Source organism: Agromyces sp. 3263 (assembly GCF_031456545.1).
Taxonomy (GTDB): Bacteria; Actinomycetota; Actinomycetes; order Actinomycetales; family Microbacteriaceae; genus Agromyces.
Genome location: NZ_JAVDUV010000001.1, coordinates 1,080,436 through 1,102,137, shown reverse-complemented (window position 1 = coordinate 1,102,137; position 21,702 = coordinate 1,080,436). Strand labels below are relative to the sequence as shown.

24 protein-coding genes and 1 tRNA gene are annotated in these 21,702 nt (G+C 71.9%); 10 read left to right on the top strand and 15 right to left on the bottom strand.

Annotation, left to right across the window (positions count from 1 at the left end):
- Window positions 1–17: 17 nt before the first annotated feature.
- The 8 genes from J2X63_RS05030 to J2X63_RS04995 form a co-directional block, all read right to left on the bottom strand.
- Complete coding sequence (locus J2X63_RS05030) at window positions 18–1,613, bottom strand: phosphatase PAP2 family protein (protein ID WP_309974575.1); 1,596 nt, start codon at window positions 1,611–1,613, stop codon at window positions 18–20.
- A gap of 95 nt (window positions 1,614–1,708) precedes the next feature.
- Window positions 1,709–2,347 (bottom strand): response regulator transcription factor, encoded by a 639-nt coding sequence (locus tag J2X63_RS05025; protein ID WP_309974573.1) that lies wholly within the window; start codon window positions 2,345–2,347, stop codon window positions 1,709–1,711.
- Complete coding sequence (locus J2X63_RS05020) at window positions 2,344–3,579, bottom strand: sensor histidine kinase (protein WP_309974569.1); 1,236 nt, start codon at window positions 3,577–3,579, stop codon at window positions 2,344–2,346. The genes J2X63_RS05025 and J2X63_RS05020 overlap by 4 nt, the downstream gene beginning before the upstream one ends.
- A 74-nt stretch (window positions 3,580–3,653) precedes the next feature.
- A complete protein-coding gene (locus J2X63_RS05015) occupies window positions 3,654–4,565 on the bottom strand; it encodes an ABC transporter permease (RefSeq protein ID WP_309974566.1) in 912 nt (303 codons plus the stop codon).
- The gene (locus tag J2X63_RS05010; RefSeq protein WP_309974563.1) at window positions 4,562–5,494 is read right to left on the bottom strand and encodes an ABC transporter ATP-binding protein; all 933 of its coding nucleotides are present in this window, start codon (window positions 5,492–5,494) and stop codon (window positions 4,562–4,564) included. The genes J2X63_RS05015 and J2X63_RS05010 overlap by 4 nt, the downstream gene beginning before the upstream one ends.
- Window positions 5,495–5,575: 81 nt before the next feature.
- Window positions 5,576–6,850, bottom strand: a complete 1,275-nt coding sequence (locus J2X63_RS05005) for a DUF6596 domain-containing protein (protein WP_309974560.1) — start codon at window positions 6,848–6,850, stop codon at window positions 5,576–5,578.
- A gap of 32 nt (window positions 6,851–6,882) precedes the next feature.
- Complete coding sequence (locus J2X63_RS05000; protein ID WP_309974557.1) at window positions 6,883–7,293, bottom strand: YciI family protein; 411 nt, start codon at window positions 7,291–7,293, stop codon at window positions 6,883–6,885.
- Window positions 7,294–7,398: 105 nt separating this feature from the next.
- Complete coding sequence (locus tag J2X63_RS04995) at window positions 7,399–8,157, bottom strand: LysE/ArgO family amino acid transporter (protein WP_309977799.1); 759 nt, start codon at window positions 8,155–8,157, stop codon at window positions 7,399–7,401.
- Between the two features lie 78 nt (window positions 8,158–8,235).
- On the opposite strand from J2X63_RS04995, the gene J2X63_RS04990 reads away from it, so the two are divergent.
- From J2X63_RS04990 to J2X63_RS04975, 4 genes are all read left to right on the top strand, one after another.
- A complete protein-coding gene (locus J2X63_RS04990) occupies window positions 8,236–9,162 on the top strand; it encodes a LysR family transcriptional regulator ArgP (protein WP_309974555.1) in 927 nt (308 codons plus the stop codon).
- 49 nt (window positions 9,163–9,211) lie between these two features.
- Window positions 9,212–9,565 carry a YciI family protein gene (locus tag J2X63_RS04985; protein WP_309974552.1) on the top strand — a complete coding sequence of 118 codons (354 nt, stop codon included), beginning with the start codon at window positions 9,212–9,214 and terminating at the stop codon, window positions 9,563–9,565.
- Between the two features lies 1 nt (window position 9,566).
- Complete coding sequence (locus tag J2X63_RS04980; RefSeq protein ID WP_309974548.1) at window positions 9,567–9,914, top strand: YciI family protein; 348 nt, start codon at window positions 9,567–9,569, stop codon at window positions 9,912–9,914.
- Window positions 9,915–10,033: 119 nt separating this feature from the next.
- Entirely contained in the window at window positions 10,034–10,213 is a 180-nt protein-coding gene (locus tag J2X63_RS04975; RefSeq protein ID WP_130351845.1) for a CsbD family protein, read from the top strand.
- 94 nt (window positions 10,214–10,307) lie between these two features.
- Here J2X63_RS04975 and J2X63_RS04970 read toward each other — a convergent pair whose 3' ends face one another.
- Both J2X63_RS04970 and J2X63_RS04965 read right to left on the bottom strand, forming a co-directional pair.
- Window positions 10,308–10,982: a hypothetical protein gene (locus tag J2X63_RS04970; protein WP_309974543.1), complete on the bottom strand. Its 675-nt coding sequence runs from the start codon at window positions 10,980–10,982 to the stop codon at window positions 10,308–10,310.
- 12 nt (window positions 10,983–10,994) lie between these two features.
- Window positions 10,995–12,212, bottom strand: a complete 1,218-nt coding sequence (locus J2X63_RS04965; RefSeq protein WP_309974540.1) for a pyridoxal phosphate-dependent aminotransferase — start codon at window positions 12,210–12,212, stop codon at window positions 10,995–10,997.
- A gap of 86 nt (window positions 12,213–12,298) precedes the next feature.
- On the opposite strand from J2X63_RS04965, the gene J2X63_RS04960 reads away from it, so the two are divergent.
- On the top strand, window positions 12,299–15,319 hold the full coding sequence (locus J2X63_RS04960) for a hypothetical protein (RefSeq protein WP_309977796.1): 3,021 nt from the start codon (window positions 12,299–12,301) through the stop codon (window positions 15,317–15,319).
- A gap of 22 nt (window positions 15,320–15,341) precedes the next feature.
- Here the strand turns inward: J2X63_RS04960 and dgt are convergent, their stop codons facing one another.
- The 3 genes from dgt to J2X63_RS04945 form a co-directional block, all read right to left on the bottom strand.
- A complete protein-coding gene (gene dgt, locus J2X63_RS04955; protein ID WP_309974538.1) occupies window positions 15,342–16,859 on the bottom strand; it encodes a dGTP triphosphohydrolase in 1,518 nt (505 codons plus the stop codon).
- Window positions 16,860–16,949: 90 nt separating this feature from the next.
- Complete coding sequence (locus tag J2X63_RS04950) at window positions 16,950–17,357, bottom strand: hypothetical protein (RefSeq protein WP_309974536.1); 408 nt, start codon at window positions 17,355–17,357, stop codon at window positions 16,950–16,952.
- 176 nt (window positions 17,358–17,533) lie between these two features.
- A complete protein-coding gene (locus J2X63_RS04945) occupies window positions 17,534–17,941 on the bottom strand; it encodes a hypothetical protein (RefSeq protein ID WP_309974534.1) in 408 nt (135 codons plus the stop codon).
- A 236-nt stretch (window positions 17,942–18,177) separates the two neighbouring features.
- On the opposite strand from J2X63_RS04945, the gene J2X63_RS04940 reads away from it, so the two are divergent.
- The 5 genes from J2X63_RS04940 to rplA all read left to right on the top strand — a co-directional run bounded on the left by J2X63_RS04940 (window position 18,178) and on the right by rplA (window position 20,968).
- A tRNA-Trp gene (locus J2X63_RS04940) sits at window positions 18,178–18,250 on the top strand.
- Window positions 18,251–18,290: 40 nt separating this feature from the next.
- On the top strand, window positions 18,291–18,566 hold the full coding sequence (secE, locus tag J2X63_RS04935) for a preprotein translocase subunit SecE (RefSeq protein ID WP_130351839.1): 276 nt from the start codon (window positions 18,291–18,293) through the stop codon (window positions 18,564–18,566).
- Between the two features lie 62 nt (window positions 18,567–18,628).
- Entirely contained in the window at window positions 18,629–19,555 is a 927-nt protein-coding gene (nusG, locus tag J2X63_RS04930) for a transcription termination/antitermination protein NusG (RefSeq protein ID WP_309974528.1), read from the top strand.
- Between the two features lie 157 nt (window positions 19,556–19,712).
- Window positions 19,713–20,141 carry a 50S ribosomal protein L11 gene (rplK, locus tag J2X63_RS04925; protein WP_309974524.1) on the top strand — a complete coding sequence of 143 codons (429 nt, stop codon included), beginning with the start codon at window positions 19,713–19,715 and terminating at the stop codon, window positions 20,139–20,141.
- 137 nt (window positions 20,142–20,278) lie between these two features.
- Window positions 20,279–20,968, top strand: a complete 690-nt coding sequence (gene rplA, locus J2X63_RS04920; RefSeq protein WP_309974521.1) for a 50S ribosomal protein L1 — start codon at window positions 20,279–20,281, stop codon at window positions 20,966–20,968.
- 97 nt (window positions 20,969–21,065) lie between these two features.
- Here the strand turns inward: rplA and J2X63_RS04915 are convergent, their stop codons facing one another.
- Complete coding sequence (locus J2X63_RS04915; protein WP_309974518.1) at window positions 21,066–21,296, bottom strand: hypothetical protein; 231 nt, start codon at window positions 21,294–21,296, stop codon at window positions 21,066–21,068.
- Window positions 21,297–21,387: 91 nt separating this feature from the next.
- The gene (locus J2X63_RS04910) at window positions 21,388–21,657 is read right to left on the bottom strand and encodes an acylphosphatase (protein WP_309974516.1); all 270 of its coding nucleotides are present in this window, start codon (window positions 21,655–21,657) and stop codon (window positions 21,388–21,390) included.
- Window positions 21,658–21,702 lie beyond the last annotated feature (45 nt).

The following is a 21,702-nucleotide window of genomic DNA, read 5'->3' as shown; positions in this document are numbered from 1 at the left end:
GGCCCCAGCGAGCGCCTTCAGCCCCGGAGGGCGCGGCCGCCCGCAGGGCGGTAGACCTCCAGCGCCTCGGGGATGACCCGCACGGTCGTGAGGTAGCCGGGCGCGGCGTAGGCCGCGGCGGCCTCCGCGGGCGCCGCGATCGCGACCTCGCCGTCGTGGGCGAACCCCGGAGGCTGCCCCTCCCGCGGTCGCACGACCACGTCGAGCGACTCGGTCGGGTAGGACTCGATGCGGCTGGGGAGCAGGCGCAGGCGACGGAACACGGCGCTCGTGCGACGACCGAACGCGAGCGAGGCGGCGGCGCCCAGTCGCGACCCTGCGTGCAGGATCCGCACGTCGAGCACGCCTCCGTCCAGCCGGCGTCGTTGCAGCGGCGCGACCGTGCCCGGGTCGTTGTCGTCGACGCCGACGAACAACGTCCACACGCGTGCGCGCCGGCCGTTCACCACGACCGTCACGGGCGAGGCGTGCCGAAGCACCCGAACGGCCGCGATCATGGCGGCCGGCCACTTGCCCCATCGGTCCTGCAGCTGCTCGCGCACGGTCACGAAGTCGGGGTAGACGCCCACCGACGCCGTGTTCAGCACCGTCACCGGCTCCTCGTCGCCGAACCGGAGCTCGGCGACATCCGCGCGCACGCCTTCGCCGCGTTGCAGGGCGTCGACGGCCAGGTCGACGGATGCCGCGCCCGCGGTCCGCGCGAAGTGGTTGAAGGTGCCGCCGGGCACGACGAGCATGGGCAGTTCGGCGGCGACGGCCTCGTGCGCGACGGCCGAGACCGTGCCGTCGCCGCCGCACGCACCGAGGATGCGGGGCGGATGCCGCCGCGCGAGTGCCTCCCGGACGGCGTCGCGGGGCGACTCGCCGTCGGCGAGCTCGTGCACCTCGGCGGCGGGGAGGCGGTCGCGGATCACGCGCAGCGGGTCGGCTCGCACGACGCTCGTTCCCGACGAGCGATTGACGACGAGGAACACGCCCTCGCCATCGGGGGAGGCCGGGAGGTCGCAGTCCTCGCCGGTCGAGCCCTCGGGCTCGGGCTCACCCGGGCGAGGCCGTACCAGGAGGGCGCCCACCCCGGCGATGCCCACCCCGATGGCCAGGCCGCCCACCACGTCCGAGAGCCAGTGCGCGCCGGTGTGCAGCCGCGAGTAACCGACGCCGAGCGCGACGGGGGCGATGGCCGCGCCGATCGCCGGTCGTTCGAGGGCGACGCCGGCCGCGAACGCCGCGGCGCTCGCCGAATGGCCCGACGGGAACGACGGCGTGGCCGGGTGCTTCGGCAGGCGACGGCCGATGGGCACGTCGGCCAGCAGCGGCCGGTCGCCGCCGAACACCTCCTTGGCGATGAGGTTCGTGAGCGCGCTGGCGCCGAGCAGCGAGAGCAGGCCGCGCACGGCGGCGCGCCGTCGTCCGGTCACGGCGAGCACGCCGGCGAGGGTCCACCACAGCACGCCCTTGTCGGCGAAGCTCGTGAGCTGCGTCCAGAAGCGGTCGACATTGGGATGGGTGTGGCGCCGGTTCACGGCACGGCCGGCCGTGGCATCCGCGCGCCTGACCCACTTCGGGAGGATTCTGGTGCGCTGGATCGCCACGCGGACACTGGGAGCTGTCACGCGGCTCAGCGTATGGCCGGGCGTCGCGCGTGTCACGCCGTTGCGCGCCGGGGTGGAACCCGGTACGCGCGCGGTGCGACGTGGCGGCGCGGCGCTCAGAGCAGGCCGAGCTCCATCGCGCGGGTGACCGCACGGGTGCGGTCGTTCACGCCGAGCTTCTCGAACGCGTGCAGCAGGTGCGTCTTCACCGTGGCCTCGCCGATGTACAGCTCGCGCGCGATCTCCGGGTTCGAGCACCCGTCGGCCACGAGGGTCAGCACCTGGAGCTCACGCGGCGAGAGCACGGGCGGGGCAGCGGATGCCGCGTCGGCGCGCACTCGGGACACGAGCTTCGCGGCGATCGACGGGGCGAGCACGGTCTCGCCGGCGGCCACGGCCCGGATCCCGGCGAGGATCTCCGCCTGCGGCGCCGCCTTGAGCAGGTAGCCGCTCGCCCCGGCCTCGATCGCGGCGAGGATGTGGTCGTCGGTCTCGTACGTGGTGAGCACGAGCACGCGCGTGCCGTCGCCCGCTGCGACGATGCTCGCCGTCGCACTCGCCCCGTCGACGCCGGGCATGCGCAGGTCCATGAGCACGAGATCGGGGCGCTCCGATGCCGCGAGCTCGACGGCTTCCGATCCGTCGGCCGCCTCGCCGACGACCTCGATGCCCTGCGCCTGCTCGAGCAGTCCCACGATGCCGGCGCGCACGATGGGATGGTCGTCGGCGACGACGATGCGGATGGGCCTGCTCATGCGGCGCCTCCCATGGGCGTGGTCGGGTTCGGGCGGGTCGTCGGGTTCAGCCGTGTCGTCGGCTCCGTCCGGGCGGCGGGGGAGGACCGCGGCACGACGACGCGCAAGCGCGCGCCCCCGCCCGCGCCGGGGCCGAACTCGAACGACCCGCCGACCAGCGCGGCGCGGTCGCGGATGCCGGCAAGCCCGAAGCCCCGCTCGCCCGGCTGCGCGTCGCCCGGGCCGGTGCCGTCGTCGGTCACCGTCAGCACGACGTCCTCGCCGGCGGCAGCCACGGAGATCGCGGCGTGCCGGGCTCCTGCGTGCTTGCGCACGTTCGCGAGCGCCTCCTGGGCGGAGCGGAGCAGCACCACCTCGAGCTCGCGGTCGAGCCCCGCGGCATCCGCCGTCACCGTGACGACCACGCCGGTCTCGCGCTGGAACGACGTCGCCAGCCGCACCAGCGCATCGGCGAGGCCGGCGTCGGTGCCGACGGGCGTGAGCGACGCCACGAGCCCCCGCGCCTCGGTGAGCGCCTCGCGGGCCATCTGCTCCATGAGGTCGATGTCGCCGCGCACGGATGCCGCGGGCTCGCCCTCGACCGGCTCGAGGCGGTTGCCCGCCCGCTGCGCCACCATCACGAGGCCGGTGAGGCTCTGCGCGATGGTGTCGTGGATCTCGCGCGCGAGTCGTGCCCGCTCGTCGGTCACGCCGGCGTCGCGGTGCATGGCGGCGAGCTGGCCCTGGGCGGCCTGCAGCTCGTCGAAGAGCCGCGCCCGCTCGGCGCCGACCTCGGCGATCCGGGTGATCCAGAGCCCGAGGGCGATGCTGAAGCCGACCGACAGGATCGCCACGCCGAAGCCCGTGATGATCCCGGTCGGGCCACCGTGCACGGTGTAGCCGACGACGATGCCGACGGCCACCATGATGTTCGCCGCCAGGGCGCTCTTGAGGCCCGGCGCGGTGACCCAGACGAACGGGTAGATGAAGGCCTGGAGGATCGCGAACGACGGCTCGAACGCCGTGCCCACCGCGGTGATGCTGGCGAACAGGAATGCGATGGCGAGGTGGTGGCCGAGGGTGGCGCCCTCCACGAATCGGCGGGCGTACGCGAACCAGACGACGAGGAACGCGGCGACCGTCGCCCAGGTGCCGTAGTCAGGGGCACCGTAGGGCGGGTCGATGAGCGACAGCACCACCGTGACGCTCGCCACGACGATCGCGGCGAGGTCCCACCATCGCACCGTGAACATGAGGTCACCCTCTCACGAGCGCCGGTCCGGCGGCACGTGCCGCCCGACGGCCGACCGGCCTCACGCGTCGTGCCTCACGCGTCGCGCCGGATCCACCGGAACGTGAGCCGGCTCACCACGAGCCCGATGACGAGCCAGGCGAGGAGGGCGACGGCGACCCACCCGAGGTCCCAGGTGCCGTGCTGCTCGAGGGTCTCGAAGTCCTCGGGGAGGAACACCGCGCGCATGCCCTGCGCCATCCACTTCAGCGGGAAGATGCTCGCGATGTTCTGCATCCACTCGGGCAGCTGCGAGAACTGCAGGTACACGCCCGAGATGAACTGCAGCACGAGCACGATGGGGATCACCACGGCCGTGGCGCTCTTGCCGCTGCGGGGAACGGCCGAGAGGGCGATGCCGCAGAGCGCCGAGGTCGCGACGCCGAGCACGAACACCCAGGCGAAGGTGAGCCACGCCGCGCTCGTCGTCGGCAGGGCGATGCCGAACAGGGTGCCGGCCACGAGCAGCAGCAGGGCCGCCTGCAGCACCGCGGTCGCGAAGACCTGGCCGATCTTGCCGAGGAAGTACGACACCGGCGAGAGCGGCGTGCCCCCGAGCCGCTTCAGCGTGCCGTCGCTCTTCTCGGTGGCGATGTCCACCGCGAGGTTCTGCACGCCCGACAGCAGCATGCCCGCGGCGAGCATCCCCGGCAGGTAGTAGGCGCCCACCGAGATGCCCTCCATCCCCGGACCGGGCACGATGTCGCCCGATGCGCTGAAGGCGGCGGTGAAGATGCCGAGCATGATGAGCGGGAAGAGGAACGTGAAGAAGACGGCATCCGGCGACCGGAAGTAGCCCCTGGTCTCGTAGCCGATGCGCGACGTGCCGAGGCGCAGCAGGCTGGGCCCGGTCAGGCGGCGATCGGTGCGAGGCGGGCGGATGCCGCGTGGCTCCGCGTGCCCCGGTGATCGTCCGTCGGTGGCCGGGGTGGTCGTCGCGCCGCTCATGCGAGGGCCTCCTCGTCGTCGTGCGCGTCGGCGCCGGCCGCGTGCACCAATCGCAGGTAGATGTCCTCGAGGCTGGGACGGATGACCTCGAGCGCGTCGGGCTCGCCGCCGTGTTCGGCGACGACGGATGCCACGAGCTCGGCTGGTCGCTCGGTGCGCACCTCGCGGGACGTCCCGTCGGGCTCCCGCCACCGCACGATGGGAATTCGCGCCTCGGGGCCGCCGAGCTCGTCGACGCGGCCGACGTCGACGAGTCGTCCGCCGAGGATGACGCCCGCGCGATCGCCGAGCTGCGCGGCCTCATCGAGGTAGTGGGTGGTGAGCAGGATCGTGGTGCCCTCGGCCTTCATCGACCGGATGAGCTTCCAGAACTCGCGGCGGGCCTCGGGGTCGAAGCCGGTGGTCGGCTCGTCGAGGAACAGCAGCTCCGGCCGCCCGATGATGCCGAGCGCCACGTCGACCCGGCGGCGCTGCCCGCCCGACAGCCGTGAGACCCGGGTGCGGGCCTTCGCCTCGAGGCCGACGGCGGCGATGACCTCGTCGACGTCGCGGGGGTCGGGGTAGAAGCCGGCGAAGTGCGTGAGCTGCTCGCGCACGGTGTGCACGCCCGACTCGGTCGCCGACTGCAGCACGATGCCGAGCCGCGCCTTCCAGTCGAGGTCGCCGCGAGCGGGGTCCACGCCGAGCACCCGCACCTCGCCCTCCGTGCGGAGCCGATAGCCCTCGAGGATCTCCACGGTCGTCGACTTGCCGGCGCCGTTCGGCCCGAGCAGCGCGAAGGTCTCGCCGCGGGCGATGTCGAGGTCGAGCCCATGGACGGCGGCGACCCCGCCGTACACCTTCCTGAGCCCGCGGATCCGCACCGCGACATCCGTGCCCGAGGGCAGTTCGCCGGCCTTGGTGCCCGGTCCGGGCGCTGTCGTGTCCATGCTCAGAGCCTGCCGCGTCCGCGCCGCTCCCGGAAGCCGTGGAACGGTCGACTCACGCATCCACCGATCGGTGGATGCCGCTCACCGCCCGCCGACCTCCGCGAGCCGCCGCTCGAGGAACCGGCGCTCGGGTGCCGTCGGCGCGAGGTCGATCGCAGCCCGGTAGCGCGCGGCGGCCTCGGACGGCCGGCCGCTCCGGCGCAGCAGGTCGGCCTGCGCGGCGGGCAGCAGGTGGTACCCCAGCAGGCGACCGGATGCCTCGAGCTCACCGAGCTCGTCGAGCGCCTGCTCGACGTGGCCGGACAGGCCGTGCGCCACGGCCCGGTTGAGCTCGATGACGGGCGACGGCGTCGCCGCGAGCAGGGCGTCGTACCACGCCACGATCGCAGGCCAGTCGGTGTCGTCGGCGGTCCGCGCCCGCGCGTGCACCGCCTGGATCTCGGCCTGCACGCGGTACGTCCCGACCTCGGCCGGCCGGGGGCCCGTGAGCAGCGCGAGGCCCTCGGTCACCTCGGCGGCGTTCCACCGCGTGCGGTCCTGGGTGTCGAGCGGCACGAGGTCGCCGGCGTCGTCGACCCGTGCGGCGGACCGTGCGTGCTGCAGCAGCAGGAGCGCGAGCAGGGCGCGGGCCTCGTCGGCCTCGGGCAGCAGCTCGACCAGCAGCCGCGTGAGCCGGATCGCCTCCTGCTGCAGGTCGAGCCGCAGCAGCTGGTCGCCCGAGCTGGCGAGGTAGCCCTCGTTGTGCACCAGGAACAGCACGGCCAGCACCCCGGCGAGACGGTCGGGCAGCTGGTCGGGCGACGGCACGCGATAGGGGATGCCCGCGTGCTTGATCTTCCGCTTGGCGCGCACGATCCGCTGGCCCATGGTCGACTCGGGAACGAAGAATGCGCGCGCGATCTCGGCGGTGTCGAGGCCGCCGACCGTTCGCAGCGTGAGGGCGACGCGTGCCTCCATCGGCAGGGCGGGGTGCGCGCAGGTGAAGACGAGGCGAAGCCGGTCGTCCCAGTCGGGTGCGGCCGCCGCGAGGTCGGCCGGATCGTCGGATGCCCCGCCGCCCATCACCTCGTCCATCACCAGCCACTCCTTCACCTTGCCGGCTTCGACCGCGCGTCGCCGCAGCACGTCGAGCGCGCGGTTCCTGCCCACGGTCGTGAGCCACGCACCCGGGTTGTCCGGCACGCCCTCGGTGGGCCACCGACGAGCGGCGCGCTCGAACGCGTCCGCCGCGGCATCCTCGGCCACGTCCCAGTCGGCCGTGGCCCTGATGAGCGTGGCGACGACGCGCGTCCACTCCTCGCGATACGCCCACGCGAGTGCGTCGGCCGCGGCGCGCGCATGCGGAGCGTCGAGCACGTCAGGTGCATGGGGCGCGTCGTCGCCGGCGCTCATACGCCGACCGCGGGTTCGCTCCTCCGGCCGCGCTCGTCGGCCTCGCGCTCCTCGCGGGCGACTGGGTCCTCGTCGACGTCGAACGGCCAGAACGGCCGGAGCTCGATGCGTCCGAATCGGGCCATCGGATGCCGCCCGGCGATCTCGATCGCCTCGTCGAGGTCGCTGCAGTCGAGGATGTCGAATCCGGCGATCCACTCCTTGGACTCGGTGAACGGGCCGTCGGTGACGATGAGCTCCCCGCCACGCACCCGCACGAGCGTCGCATCCTCGACGGGCCGAAGCCGGTCGCCGAACACGTGGACTCCTCGGGCATCGACGTCGGCCGCCCACTCGCCGATGTTGTCGCCCGCCGGGTCGAACGGCTCGGCGTCGGGGTCGACGGCCACGAACATCATGTATCGCATGTGCACTCCTCAGATCGCTGTTTCACACGGTATGCATGCGCGACGAACAGGGGAAGTCCGTTTCGACACCCGCGAGGCGAATCTCGGGAATCTGCTCGATCGGAGTCAGTGCGGCAGCACGAGCGAGACGCCGAGGGCGATCATGACGACGGAGATGACCCCGTCGAGCGCTCGCCAGGCCCGCGCGCTCCCGAGCACCCCGCCGAGGAGCCGCGCGCCGTAGGCCAGGCCGAAGAACCAGGCGATGCTCGCGACGCCGGCCCCCAGGGCGAAGGCCCATCGGGCGTCGCCGTGCGTGTTGGCCACCGAACCGAGCAGGAACACGGTGTCGAGGTAGACGTGGGGGTTGAGCCACGTCAGCGCGAGGCAGGTCAGCACGGCCGTGGCGAGTCCGGTGCGACGCACGGTCGAGGTCGGCGTCCGTCTCGTCGCCGAGGGTGCATCAGTCACGACGGTTGAGCGACCGGATGCCGCGGGTGTCCCGGCCCCGGCATCCGGCCGCTCCGCGGCACCGGTCGCCGCAGTGGCATCCGTCGCCACGGCGGCATCCGCCACTCCGTCAGCGGCGACGAGCACCTCGCCGCTGGGCCGGATCGCCCGTCGTGCCGCCAGGCAGCCGTACACCACGAGGAACGCGGCGCCCGCCCAGCGCACGACCTCGACGAGCCACGGCACCGCGGTCAGGACGGCGCCGATGCCCGAGACGCCCACGATGATGAGTGCGAGGTCGCTGAGCGCGCAGATCGCGGCGACCGCGAACACGTGCTCGCGTCGGATGCCCTGTCGCAGCACGAAGAGGTTCTGCGCGCCGATCGCGATGATCAGCGAGAAGCCGAGGCCGAGGCCGGCGAGCACGGAGGAGATGGGCACGACGCCGACGCTACGGTGGCTCGGAGCGAGAATCCAGCTCAGGATTCTTCAGAAGCATTAGCATCGCTTCAGATGGAGATCCCGCTCGACCTCGCGCGCACCCTCGCCGTCGTCATCGACGAGGGCACCTTCGACGCGGCCGCGCGCCGCCTGCGCCTGACCCCCTCGGCCGTGTCCCAGCGCGTGAAGAGCCTCGAGCAGCAGCTCGGCCGGGTGCTCGTCGTGCGGTCGAAGCCCGCCCGGGCCACCGAGGCCGGGGCGGCCGTGGTGCGCCTCTCACGCCAGATCGGGCTCCTCGAGCATGACGCGCTCGCCGCGTTCGGGGTCGAGGCCGAGCCGCAGCGGCCGGTCTCGGTCGCGCTCGCGGTGAACGCCGACTCGCTCGGCACCTGGTTCCTCCCGGCGCTGGCACGCGTCACCGACCGCCATCCGGTGGTCTTCGACCTGCACCGCGACGACCAGGACTTCACCGCCGGGTTGCTCGAGTCGGGCACCGTGATGGGGGCGGTCACCTCGCAGGCGGCGCCCGTGGCCGGATGCCTCGTGCGCCCCCTCGGCGTCATGCGCTATACCGCCGTGGCGACGCCGGCCTTCGCCGAGCGATGGTCGCTGCAGCTCGCCGACGGCGCCGGGGAACGGCAACCGCGCGGGCACGGACTCGCCGCCGCGCTCGCCGCCGCCCCCGTGGTCGACTTCGACCGGCGTGACGACCTGCAGCGCGACCATCTGACCGCGAGCGGCGTCGATCCCGATGCGCCGCCGCGCCACTACGTGCCCGCGTCGAACGACTTCGCGATCGCCGTGAAGCTCGGCCTCGGCTGGGGCATGCTGCCCGCCTTCCAGTCCGACGCCGAACTGGAGCGCGGCGAGCTCGTGGCGCTCGCGGGCGATCCGATCGACGTGCCCCTGTACTGGCAGCAGTGGAACCTCCGCTCGAACCTGCTCGATGCGATCGCGGAGGCCCTCGCGGCCGAGGCGCAGGCCGCACTTCGCGCGTGATGTCGATTCCGCCGCACGCCGTACGTCGTACCAGCAGGATGGACGAGGAATGGAGTACGAGATGGACATCATGATGTTCGTGGTCGCCGACCCCGGGATCGACGGCGGCGAGGTCGACCAGGAGGCGGTGGCCGAGTGGGATCGGGTGATGGCCGAGCGCGGCGTGCTGAAGCGCGCCATGCGGCTGCGGCCCGCCGACGAGGCGAAGACGGTGCGCGTGCGAGCCGGCGAGGTGATCGTCACCGACGGCCCGTTCACCGAGTCCAAGGAGTGGATCGCCGGTTACTGCCTGCTCGAGGTCGACGACCTCGCCGAAGCGGAGGCCATCGCGGCCGGCGACCAGCTCGCGCGCTTCGGCGCGCTCGAGCTCCGTCCGGTCTGGCCGCTCGGATCGGAGGACTGAGGTGGAGTTCCTGTTCTTCATCGCGACCGATCCCGAAGCCGAACCGTACAGCGAGGCCGGTGGGCTCACCATCGACGAATGGGTCGACGAGATGACCCGTCGCCGGGTCTCGATCACGGGTGATCGCCTCCGCCCGCCCGAGCATGCACGCACCGTGCGCGTGCGTGGCGAGCAGGCCATCGTGACGGATGGCCCGTTCACCGAGTCGAAGGAGTGGATCGCCGGCTACGACGTCATCGAGTGCGCCGACCTCGACGAGGCGATCGAGATCGCGTCGAAGCATCCGATGGCCCGATTCGGCCGAATCGAGGTGCGGCGCGCCTGGCCTCTCGGCGCCCCGGACGAGTAGGTGGGAGCGGGTGTAGCGCCTGCACCGCGCCGGTGCAACCCCGTGACTTCACAGGCCTCGCGGCGTTGACTGGGATCCAGAGCGCGGCAGACCGCCACCGCTCGGGAAGGAGTTCGACGATGGGTGTCGACGACCGCATTGAGAACACTGCTGAAGACCTCAAGGGCAAGACCAAGGAGGCCGCAGGCAAGGTCACGGACAACGAGCGACTCGAGGCCGAGGGCAAGATGGACCAGGCCAAGGCGGACATGAAGAACACCGCCGAGGACGTCAAGGACGCCTTCCGCGACGACCGCTGACGACCTGCGGGTCACCGCAGTCGCCTGAACGAACGCCCGCGTTCGAGACCCTCGAGGTCTCGGCGCGGGCGTTCGCCGTGTCAGCCGGACGACGTCAACGCAGCCAGACGCGGAGGTCGCCGATTGCCGTGAAGCCAGCGGCTGTCGCCGTCGCGAGGTCCTCGCCGGCCTCCCAGCCCACGACGATCCGCCCAGGAAAGCGGCTCGCCGCCTCCGCGGCCGCCGCACGGTAGGCGGATGCCTCGCCGACGACGTTCGAGAGGCCGACGACGTCGCCGGCATCGGTCAAGACGGCGCCGTGCGTGAGCGGATCGCCGCCCGCGAGCACCACGACGCGCGGGTCGTCGAGCAGGGCCGGGGCGAACGCCGTCCCGCCGTGCAGCGCAGCCCACGCGGCATACTCGTCAGCCGTCGAGACGGCGTGCAGCGCCGGAGCGGGGGTGACCGCCAGCGCCGACTCGGAGCCCGGCTCGTGCACGATCCAGGAGGCGTCGAACAGCACCCGGAACCCGTGGTCTCCGAGGTCGACGTCGGCGAACGAGTCCTTCACGCTCCTCGCACCCGCCGGCAGGGCCTCGGCGACGCGATCGGGGGACAGGCCGGGGGTGAGCGTCACCGCCTCGGGGTAGCCGTCGGGGGTCGGCCCGTCAGCGGTCCACAGCCCGTCGCGCACGCGCGAGCCGATACCGTTGGCGCGGCACACCGCCGCGCACCAGGCGGCGTTGTCGTGCGCCGCGGCGACGATGAGGGAGTCGGGCGGCCGCGGCATCCGGAACCGCGCTCAGGCGAAGAGGCGCTGCAGCCGCTGGATGCCCTCGAGCAGCGGGGCGTCGCCGAGCGCGTAGCTGAAGCGCAGGTAGCCGCTCGGGCCGAACGCCTCGCCCGGCACCGCCGCGACGTCGGCCTGCTCGAGCATGAGGTCGGCGAGCTCGAGCGACGTGGTCGGCGTCACCCCGCCCCACTCGCGGCCGAGCAGGCCCGAGACGTCGGGATAGACGTAGAACGCGCCCTGCGGCACCGGCACGGTGATGCCGTCGATCTTCGACAGCTCGGCGACGATCGCGCGCCGGCGGCGGTCGAAGGCACGGCGCATCTCCTCGACCGTGTCCTGCGGGCCGGTGAGCGCGGCGATCGCCGCGCGCTGCGAGATGTTGGACACGTTCGACGTGAGGTGCGACTGCAGGTTCGCGGCGCCCTTGATGACGTCGGCGGGGCCGACCATCCAGCCGAGGCGCCAGCCGGTCATCGCATAGGTCTTCGCCACGCCGTTGACGAGGATCGTGCGGTCCGCGAGCTCGGGCACGGCCTCCACGATCGAGACGGCACGCGGCGGCAGGCCGTCGACGTCGTCGGCGTACGTGAGGTTCTGGTAGATCTCGTCGGACACGACCCAGATGCCGTGCTCGAGCGCCCACTCGCCGATGGCGCGCACCTGCTCGGGCGCGTACACCGCGCCCGTCGGGTTCGACGGCGAGACGAAGAGCAGCACCTTCGTGCGCTCGGTGCGCGCGGCCTCGAGCTGCTCGACCGTGACGAGGTAGCCCTGGTCGGCGCCGGCGAACACGTCGACCTGGCGGCCGCCCGCGAGCTTGATCGCCTCGGGGTAGGTGGTCCAGTAGGGCGTGGGCACGAGGACCTCGTCGCCCTCGTCGAGCAGCACCTGGAACGCCTGGTACACGGCCTGCTTGCCGCCGTTCGTCACGACGACCTGCCCGGCGCCGACCTCGAGGCCCGAGTCGCGCAGCGTCTTCGCCGCGACGGCCTCGCGAAGCTCGGGCAGGCCCGCGGCGGGCGTGTAGCGGTAGTTCTTCGGGTCGCGCGTCGCGGCCAACGCGGCCTCGACGATGAAGTCGGGCGTCGCGAAGTCGGGCTCGCCTGCCGCATAGGAGATGACGGGACGCCCCTCGGCCTGGAGGGCCTTGGCCTTCGCGTCGACCTTCAGGGTCGCGGACTCGGCGATGGCGGCGATGCGGGCGGAGAGACGGGCGCGTTCGGTCACGGAGCCAAGCCTACGATGCGCGACGGACGGCACGTCGCGGCAAAAAGTGGGACGATCGTCCCAGTTCGTGTACGCTGCTCCCCGTGATGGCGCGAACCCGACGGGGTCTCCTCGCCGGCGTCGCGCTCACGGTCCTCGTGGCGCTGGGCGCCGGTGTCGCAGTCGTGCTCGGCGACGAGCTCGGCATCCGCAGCGAGCCGTCCGACGTCCCCTCCGAGACGCTCGTGGCCGCGCCGGAGACGCCCGCCGTCACCCCGCCGGCCTTCACCGACATCACCGCGCCCGCGACGGTGCGCATGGGGCTGGCCGTCGACGAGCTCCGCGACGCGGTCGCCGACGCCGGGACGACCGACGGCACCTCGACGCTCGACGTCGTCGTGGGCGACGGCGGCGACGACGACGAGACCTACCGGCTCGAGGGCTCTCCCGGCGCGCTGCGCCTCTTCGCCGCATCCGAGGCCGGGGCGACGCTGGGCGTCTACGACCTCGCCGCCGCGGTGCGCGACCGTCGCAGCGTGACCGAGCACCTCGGCGAGGCGGTCGAATCGCGCCTCGGATTCCGCATGGTCGACCTCGGCGCGGTCGGCGTGGCCGTCGACGAGCCGGAGTGGGCCGCGGGTGACGACTACTCGCACAACTCGAAGGCGTTCGCCGACGTCATCCTCGCCGAGGCGCCCTACATCGACGAGGCGGCGCTCGACGTCGCCCGCGAGGAGTTCGAGACCTACGTGCGGCACGCGCTCGCCGAGGGCTACAACGCGATCGCCATCCCGGGCTTCATCGAGTACCTCACGTTCTCGGGCGTCGGCGACGGCACCGAGGTCTACGACGCCGACGACACGCACGTGGCCCGGGCGAAGGCGATGCAGCGGGCGTTCGGCCCGATGTGGGAGTACGCGCACGACGCCGGGCTCGCGGTGTACTTCCGCACCGACATGCTCACGCTCACCACGCCGCTCGAGGAGTACCTCGTCGACCGGTTCGGCAGCCTCGCCACCGACGACCCCGAGTTCTGGGACGTCTACGCCGCGGGACTCGACGAGCTCTACGCCGCGATGCCCTACCTCGACGGCGTGCTCATCCGCATCGGCGAGGCCGGCCGGGTCTACGACCTGCCCGGCTGGGACTACTACTCCGAGCTCGCCGTGACGAGCGTCGACTCCGTGCGCACGATGCTCACGGCGCTCACCGCGCAGGCCGAGCGCGTGGACCGCGAGGTGATCTTCCGCACGTGGAGCGTGGGCGTCGGCGCCGTCGGCGACATGCACACGAACGACGCGTCGTACGAGGCGGTGCTCGGCGGTATCGACTCCGACGCGCTCATCGTCTCGACGAAGTACACGCTGGGCGACTTCTACAGCCACCTGCCGCTGAACCACACCCTCGAGATCGGGGAGCAGCGCCGCATCGTCGAGTTCCAGAGCCGGCGCGAGTTCGAGAACTTCGGGGCGTTCCCGAACGACCTCGGCGTGCTCTACCAGGAGGCGCTGCAACGGTTCATCGCCGCGAACCCGCGCGTCGAGGGCATCTGGACCTGGACGCAGGACGGTGGGCCGTGGCGCGCCGGGCCGCTCTCCCTCGAGCTGAAGGCCGGATTCTGGCAGCTGTACGAGCTCAACACCGAGCTGGCCGGGCGCCTCGCCCGCGATCCTGATGCCGACCCCGCGGCGATCACCGCCGACTGGGCGCGGCGCTGGTTCTCCGACGACCCGGCGACCGTGCGGGCGATCGGCGAGGCGATGGCCTCCTCACGTGCGGCGATCACCGACGGGTTGTACATCGGCCCGTTCGCCGACCGCCGCGTCTTCGCCATCGGGCTCGAGCCGCCGCCCATGATGTGGATCTTCGAGTGGGACATCGTCACGGGCGACAGCGCGGTGCTCGACGTCATCTACGAGATCAGCCGCGACGAGCTCGACGAGGCGATCGCGGGCGGCGACCGGGCCCTCGCGGCCGTGCAGCGCATGCACGATTCGATCGAGGCGACGGATGCCGCGACCTGGCGTGACCCCGACCTGCGCGCCGCGTTCCTCGACACGCTCGACTACCAGGCGTCGACCTACGAGATGCTCGGCGACGACCGCGAGATGTTCCTGCGCCAGGCGCAGTGGCACGACACCGGTGACCAGGGCGCGTACGAGCGGTGGGATGCCGCGCGGCAGGCGTTCGAGGCATCCGCCGCAGCCCATGAGGCCGCCTACGCCGGCGACCCCTACTACCCGGCGTACAACCTCACGGCCGCGGAGCTCGGCGTGCAGCGCGCGGAGCGCGACCTGCCCATGGCCTGGGCCGCGCGGGTGCTCGTCATCCTGCTCGCCGCGTGGCTCGGCTACGGGATCGCGGCGGGATCCGGCCGGGTGCGATGGCCCGGCGCCCGCGCCGCCCGTGCGCTGTGGGTCGCGGCGACGCGGCCATGGCGCGCCGCCGAGGTCACCGAAGGGCTCGGTCGCCTGGAGCGCGTGCTCGTCGTCGCCGTGCCGGCGCTCGCGCTGGCGCTGAGCCGCGGCATCCAGACCTGGTTCCTCGCGCCCTCGCACCTGCTCGTCACGCTCGGCGCGTGGCTGGTGTTCGTGCTCGTGCTGCTCCTGGTGCTGCGGCGGTGCTCGGCGTGGCCCGTGCTCGCCGCCGTCGGCGGCGCGGCGATCCTCAGGGTGGTGCTGCTGCTCGTGGTGCTCGCGCCCACCGGTCCCGGCGGCTACTGGTTCGGCTTCTGGACCGACCCGACCGCCCGCAACGCCTACATCACCGTCGCGTTCGCCGCGTTCGGCTGGGTGCTCGTGGCCGGCGCCTGGGCGCTCGCCACCCAGGTCGGTGCGCTGCGTGCCGTGGGCGCGGTCGTGGCCGGAGCGGGGGCCGTCCTGGCGGTGTTCGGCAGCCTCATCGGCCTCATCGGACTCGAGGCCGCCCTCACCGCGTGGAACGACGAGATGGGCCTGCTGCCGTGGGGCCTCTCGCGCATCCTCGGCATCAGCGTCTACCTCGACATCCCGGCCGACACGGCCTGGTGGGCCGCGATCGCGGGCGGCGTGCTCGTGGTCGTCGGCCTGCTCCTCGTGCTCCTCGGCTTGCGCCGCCGCCGCGCACGGGTCGCGGGATCGCCTGCCTGATCGCACCCGGCGACCGGCCCCCTCAGAGGTTCTGCCCGATGTCCCAGAGTCGGTCGGGACGGCCGTCGATGGCCTCCGACACCGCGAGCGCCTGGTCGTCGGAGAGCGACGCCACGTAGTCGACCACCCCGCGCCCGACGCCGAGCCGCATGACCTCGCCCGCGTCGGGGATGGGCACGCCCTCGGGCCGCGCGGCACGGACGCGCGCGTAGCCGTCGGTGGCGAGCTCGACGAGCTCCTTGAGGCGCTGCGGCACGCGGTGCCGGTCGAAGTCGTCGGTCACCCACGCCGTGAGGCCCTTCACAGCGCGCGTGAGCACCCGGCTCAGGCCGCGCTGGTACATCGCGATGTCGGCGCGGTCGAGGATGAAGTGCCGGTGCACGAACTTCAGCACCTCGACCTCGTGCCAGGCGAGCCGGTCGAGGGTGACGAGCCCGGTGCGGGCCTCGCCGGCCGGCGCCGGCACCACCGAGGTCTGCAGGTGGGTGATCCAGCGGTTCGTGAACGACGAGAGCGCCCGCTCCGACGCGATCGACCCGTCGAACGGGATGGCGAGCAGCCCGTCGACCAGGTCGTCGGCCACGACGTCGACGGCCTCGGCGAACGCGTCATCGTCGGCCACCCACGCGTCACTGCGGTGCAGCTTGCGGCGCAGTCCCTCGATCGCCGCGCCCGGCGGCGCCGACCGGAGCGCGAGCGCCTCGTCGTCGAGCTCGCGCAGGTCGGTCCATCCCTCGATCCAGCCCCGGAACTCCCGCGCCACGGCGCCCTGGCTGAGCAGGCCCGCCCGGTAGAAGTCGTCGACGTCGTGGATGGAGTACGCGATGTCGTCGGCGAGGTCCATGATCGAGCACTCGAGCGACTGCGACAGTGCGGGAAGCCCACGGCGCGCCTCGACGAGGTCGACGGCGTCGAGGTCGTACGCCGAGAACTTCGCCACGTCGACGCCGCCATCGACCCGACGCATCCCGCGGGGGAGCGGACCCGTGCCGAGGCCGCGCGCGTCGACGAAGCGGGTCCACGGGTACTTCGCGACGGCGGCGCGCACCGCCGCGGTGAGGTTGAGCCCGTGCGGCGACGACTCGGTCACGTCGAGCGTGGCGATGATGCGGTAGGTCTGCGCGTTGCCCTCGAACCCGTCGGCGAGGCCGAGCGTCTCGCGGGCGAGCCGGTCGAGGACGCGTTCGCCGAGGTGTCCGAAGGGCGGGTGGCCGAGGTCGTGCGCGCTCGCCGCGGCCTGCACGACCACGGCGTCGCAGCCGTGCTCGACGGCGAGCGGATACGCCGGCGACGCGGCATCCGACAGCGCTACCGCGATGGCGCGTGAGACGGCGGTGACCTTGATGGAGTGCGTGAGCCGGTTGTGGATCAGCGGGCCCGCCCCGGGCTGGGCGATCACCTGGGTGACCGCCGACAGCCGGGAGAAGTAGGGCGAGAAGCGGATGCGCTCCAGGTCGAGCCGGAACTGGGAGTGCTCGCCGGTGACCTCGACGATGCTCCGCGGCTCGACGATCCGGCGCGCTGCCCGCTCTGCTGTCATGCCCCCAATCTAGGGCGAGCCCTCGCGGGGCCCGAGCAGCAGTGGGGCGCGGCATCCGCTCCGTGAACGGATGCCGCGCCCGACGACGGCTCAGCGCGCGCTGGCCTTCAGCTCCCGCCCGTGCACCGTCAGCGCGAAGATGACGAGGATGTCGAGGGTCAGGACGATCAGCGACCACCACGGTGCCGTGGGGATCGTGAACAGCTGCCCGACCGCGTTGATGCCGACGAGGATCACCGCGATGACGCGGGCCCACGTCGCACCGGCGAAGAGGGCGCCCGCGACCAGGATGAGCAGGATGCCGGTGATCAGGTGCCACCAGCCCCAGCCCTGCACGTCGAACACGACGAGGCCGCCCTCGACCCTGGCGAAGTAGGAGCTCGCCGGCGCCAGCAGCGCCGTCAGTCCGTGCAACGCGCTGAACACTCCGGCGATGAGGATGATGATGCCGGCGAACCAGCCCCATCCGACCCAGCCGGTCACCTCGTTGTCAGCCATGGGAAACCTGCCCTTCGATCGACGACGCGCCCGGCGTTCGCTGCGGCGCGGTGCTGCTGGCCTCACGGTAGGACCGCCGCGGATGCCGTGGCATCATCCTGATCGGGTGAAACCCCGGGTGGTCCCGGATGGTGCCGCGCCGCGGCCGAGCACCGCGGCGCCGCACGGCCGAGAGCTCAGCGGCGGGAGGCCTCGAACTCGCGTCCGTGCACGGTGAGCGCGTAGATCACGAGGATGTCGAGGGTCAGGACGAGCAGCGACCACCACGGCTGCGCGGGCAGCAGGAAGACATGGCTGACGCCGTTGATCGCGACGAGCACGATCGCGGTCACCCGTGCCCAGGTGGCGCCGGTGAACAGCGCGAGGCCGACGAGGATCAGCGCGGCGCCGATGATGACGTGCCACCAGCCCCAGCCCTGCACGTCGAAGAGCACGAGCCCGCCCTCGCCGAGCACGAAGTAGGAGCTGCTCGGCAGGAACACGGCGATGAAGCCGTAGATCGCGTCGATCGCGCCGGCGATGATCAGCACGATCGCCGCGAACACTCCCCATCCAGCCCAACCGGTCGTCTGCGTGTCACTCATGGGAATCATTCCTTCCGTCCATGGATGCGCGCCGCGACGGCGCGGTGTGCCGCCACGGTACGGCGCGTGCGGCGATCCCGGCATCACACCGATCGCGTGAAACCGGGGCGGGTTTGGCCGTGGGGCATCCGTCGCCTAAACTTGCTGAGGTTGCGGATATCGGCCAAGCTTCCCCATGCCTGTTTACGGGTGAAGCGCGGCCGCAGAAGCGATCCCACGGAGGTCGATGCCTCCATAGGGCGGTGGCTCAATTGGTAGAGCAGCGGTCTCCAAAACCGCAGGTTGCAGGTTCGAGTCCTGTCCGCCCTGCGAGCCGGCAGTGACTGCCGGCCCACGAAAGGTGTACGAGGTGGCACGCAAGATCATCGACGAACCCAGCGAGGACGTCGTCGCCAACGCGAAGCGCGACCGCGCAGCGCGTCGGAACCCCTTCGCGAGGATCGCGCTGTTCATCCGGCAGGTGATCGCCGAGCTCAAGAAGGTCGTCACGCCGACTCGCAAGGAGCTCGTCAGCTTCACCGTCGTGGTGCTCGTGTTCGTCATCATCATGATGGCGCTCGTGTGGGGCCTCGACCAGATCTTCGGCTGGCTCGTGCTGTACGTCTTCGGAACACCGGGAGCCTGATCGGGCTCCTGGCCCGAACATCCGGCCGCCCCGAGGGCGGAACGAAGCAAAGGAAGCAAGAAGTGTCGAAGACTGAGCGCGACGACGTCGACTGGGCCACCGCTGCCGAGCAGTCCTCAGAGGTCGAGGAGGCCCAGGAGGGCGACACGGCCGAGCACGACGAGGAGTCGGTGGAGCCCGCCGAGCACCGCGCGGTGCACATCGTCGACGACGAGGGCAACGACATCGACCTCGACGCCGTGCTCGACGCGATGGCCGAGGCCAGCGACCCCGAGGCCGACGCCGTGATCGACGACGCCCTCGACATCGACTCCGAGGACGAGGCGCTCGCCGCCGCCGAGGCCACCCAGGAGGAGGCCGACGAGGTCGCCGACCCCTACGAGGAGTTCCGCGCCGAGCTGCGGTTCCTCCCGGGCAAGTGGTACGTCATCCACTCCTACGCGGGCTTCGAGCGCCGCGTGAAGGCGAACATCGAGCAGCGACGCGAGTCGATGGCCATGGCGGACTACATCTACCAGGTCGAGGTCCCGATGGAAGACGTCGTCGAGATCAAGAACGGCCAGCGCAAGATGGTCACCCGCGTGCGCATCCCCGGCTACGTGCTGGTGCGCATGGACCTCAACGAGGAGAGCTGGTCGGTCATCCGCCACACTCCCGGCGTCACGGGCTTCGTGGGCAACGCCCACAACCCGACCCCCCTCCGCTTCGAGGAGGCCTTCGGCATGCTGAAGAGCCTCGTCGAGATCAAGGACGTCGCACCCGTCAAGGGCGCGAAGGCCGGTGCGGCCGCCGGTGCGGCGCGCGCCATCCCCGCCGAGGTCGACTTCGAGGTCGGCGAGACCATCACCATCAAGGACGGCTCCTTCGCCGGCCTTCCCGGCACGATCAGCGAGATCAAGCCCGAGAGCGGCAAGCTCACGGTGCTCGTGTCGCTGTTCGAGCGCGAGACCCCGGTCGAGCTCAGCTTCGACCAGGTCACCAAGCTCTAACCACCTCACAGGCAGCACGCAGCGGCCCTCCGGTATCATCGGGGGGTTGTGCTGCGTCAGTCACTGCTGATTCAACACACCGACCACCGCAACCCGGATCCGCCGGGCCTGCGGGAGAGTGCCCCGATCGGGGCGTTCGATCAGAAAGAGAGAAATCATGGCACCGAAGAAGAAGGTCACTGGTCTGATCAAGCTTCAGATCAAGGCCGGCGCCGCGAACCCGGCCCCGCCCATCGGCCCGGCCCTGGGTCAGCACGGCGTGAACATCATGGAGTTCTGCAAGGCGTACAACGCGCAGACCGAGTCGCAGCGCGGCAACGTGATCCCCGTCGAGATCACCGTCTACGAGGACCGCTCGTTCACCTTCGTCCTGAAGACCCCGCCCGCCGCGGAGCTCATCAAGAAGGCCGCCGGCGTCGCCAAGGGCTCCGGCGTCCCGCACACCACCAAGGTCGGCAAGCTGACCACGGCGCAGGTGCGCGAGATCGCCGAGGCGAAGATGGTCGACCTCAACGCCAACGACCTCGACGCCGCGTCGAAGATCATCGCGGGCACCGCCCGTTCGATGGGCATCACGGTCGAGTAATCGCCTCGGGTCCCACCCGATGCCGTCGTGCGTCATGGGGCCCCGAACGGATGCCGCGGCATCCGCTCACCCAGAACTCTCATTCGTGGCAGCGCCCGCCAGGCGCAGATGACCACACTCTCTCAAGGAGAAGCAACATGGCACAGAAGTCCAAGGCCTACCGGGCCGCGGCCGACAAGATCGAGGCCGGCAAGTTCTACACCCCGACCGAGGCCGTCGCCCTCGCGAAGGAGACCGGCTCGGCGAAGTTCGACTCGACCGTCGAGGTCGCGCTGAAGCTCGGCGTCGACCCCCGCAAGGCCGACCAGATGGTGCGCGGCACCGTCATCCTCCCGCACGGCACCGGCAAGACCGCCCGCGTCATCGTGTTCGCGACCGGCCCTGCGGCCGAGGCTGCGATCGCGGCGGGCGCCGACGAGGTCGGCGGCGCCGAGCTCATCGAGAAGGTGGCCGGCGGCTACACGTCGTTCGACGCGGCCGTCTCGACGCCCGAGCTCATGGGCCAGGTCGGCCGTCTCGGCAAGGTGCTCGGCCCCCGCGGCCTCATGCCCAACCCGAAGACCGGCACCGTGACCCCCAACCCCGCGAAGGCGGTCGAGGAGATCAAGGGCGGCAAGATCGAGTTCCGCGTCGACAAGCACGCCAACGTGCACTTCGTCGTGGGCAAGGCCTCGTTCTCGAACGAGCAGCTCGAGGAGAACGCCAAGGCCGCGCTCGAAGAGGTCGTGCGCCTCAAGCCGTCGAGCGCCAAGGGCCGCTACATCCAGAAGGGCGCCGTGTCGACCACGTTCGGCCCCGGCATCCCGCTGGACGTCAACGCCATCTGAGTCGCCTGACTCGTCACGAAGGGCCCGCCGGTGCATCCGGCGGGCCCTTCGTCGTCCCGTTTGCGGTGGCCGCTCGGTGCGCTCGCGGCCGCGCGGCTCAGTCGGGCTCGTCGCCGAGGTCGATCTCCTCGCCGGCCAGGTCGTTCTCGGCGTAGATCGGCTCCTGCTCGTGCGGTGAACCGCCGGTGGGTCCGTCGTTGCCGTCGCCGGCACCCGGCCAGACCGTCTCACCTGCGACGGCGTCGTTCACGACGGTCTCCTGCGCGAGCTCCCGCTCCTCGATGCCGAGGTCGTCGTCGAGGCCGAATCCCTCGTTGCGGTCGGTCATGATGCTCCTCCCTCGCCGCGTGCCCGCGGCATCCGTCGCTTCAAGTCAACGCGGCGACGCATGCCGAGTGAAGGCATTGACAGGGTGCGCCTCAGCCCATGACCCGGAACCCGGGCTCGCCGAGCGGCTCCGCGTCGGCGACCTCGATCCGCTCGACTCGCGCGCCGCGCGGTCCGGTCGCGAGCCAGTCGAGCATGGCCTGCACGGATGCCTCGTCACCCTCGACCTCGGCTTCGACGGACCCGTCGGGCCGGTTGCGGATCCAGCCCGTGACGCCGCGGCGTTCCGCCTCGAGTCGCGCCGAGTACCGGAACCCGACACCCTGCACGCTCCCGTGCACCACGACGCGCCGACGCAACATCCGCCCAGCGTACGCCGGGTGTTCCCGCGTCTGGAATGATCAGTG

Coding starts and splice junctions, on each gene's coding strand:
- J2X63_RS05025 (WP_309974573.1), bottom strand. CDS start 2,347: ATGAGCAGGCCCATCCGCATCGTCGTCGCCGACGACCATCCCATCGTG.
- J2X63_RS05020 (WP_309974569.1), bottom strand. CDS start 3,579: ATGTTCACGGTGCGATGGTGGGACCTCGCCGCGATCGTCGTGGCGAGC.
- J2X63_RS05015 (WP_309974566.1), bottom strand. CDS start 4,565: ATGAGCGGCGCGACGACCACCCCGGCCACCGACGGACGATCACCGGGG.
- J2X63_RS05010 (WP_309974563.1), bottom strand. CDS start 5,494: ATGGACACGACAGCGCCCGGACCGGGCACCAAGGCCGGCGAACTGCCC.
- J2X63_RS05000 (WP_309974557.1), bottom strand. CDS start 7,293: ATGCGATACATGATGTTCGTGGCCGTCGACCCCGACGCCGAGCCGTTC.
- J2X63_RS04990 (WP_309974555.1), top strand. CDS start 8,236: ATGGAGATCCCGCTCGACCTCGCGCGCACCCTCGCCGTCGTCATCGAC.
- J2X63_RS04985 (WP_309974552.1), top strand. CDS start 9,212: ATGGAGTACGAGATGGACATCATGATGTTCGTGGTCGCCGACCCCGGG.
- J2X63_RS04975 (WP_130351845.1), top strand. CDS start 10,034: ATGGGTGTCGACGACCGCATTGAGAACACTGCTGAAGACCTCAAGGGC.
- J2X63_RS04970 (WP_309974543.1), bottom strand. CDS start 10,982: ATGCCGCGGCCGCCCGACTCCCTCATCGTCGCCGCGGCGCACGACAAC.
- J2X63_RS04960 (WP_309977796.1), top strand. CDS start 12,299: ATGGCGCGAACCCGACGGGGTCTCCTCGCCGGCGTCGCGCTCACGGTC.
- dgt (WP_309974538.1), bottom strand. CDS start 16,859: ATGACAGCAGAGCGGGCAGCGCGCCGGATCGTCGAGCCGCGGAGCATC.
- J2X63_RS04950 (WP_309974536.1), bottom strand. CDS start 17,357: ATGGCTGACAACGAGGTGACCGGCTGGGTCGGATGGGGCTGGTTCGCC.
- J2X63_RS04945 (WP_309974534.1), bottom strand. CDS start 17,941: ATGAGTGACACGCAGACGACCGGTTGGGCTGGATGGGGAGTGTTCGCG.
- rplK (WP_309974524.1), top strand. CDS start 19,713: ATGGCACCGAAGAAGAAGGTCACTGGTCTGATCAAGCTTCAGATCAAG.
- rplA (WP_309974521.1), top strand. CDS start 20,279: ATGGCACAGAAGTCCAAGGCCTACCGGGCCGCGGCCGACAAGATCGAG.
- J2X63_RS04915 (WP_309974518.1), bottom strand. CDS start 21,296: ATGACCGACCGCAACGAGGGATTCGGCCTCGACGACGACCTCGGCATC.
- J2X63_RS04910 (WP_309974516.1), bottom strand. CDS start 21,657: ATGTTGCGTCGGCGCGTCGTGGTGCACGGGAGCGTGCAGGGTGTCGGG.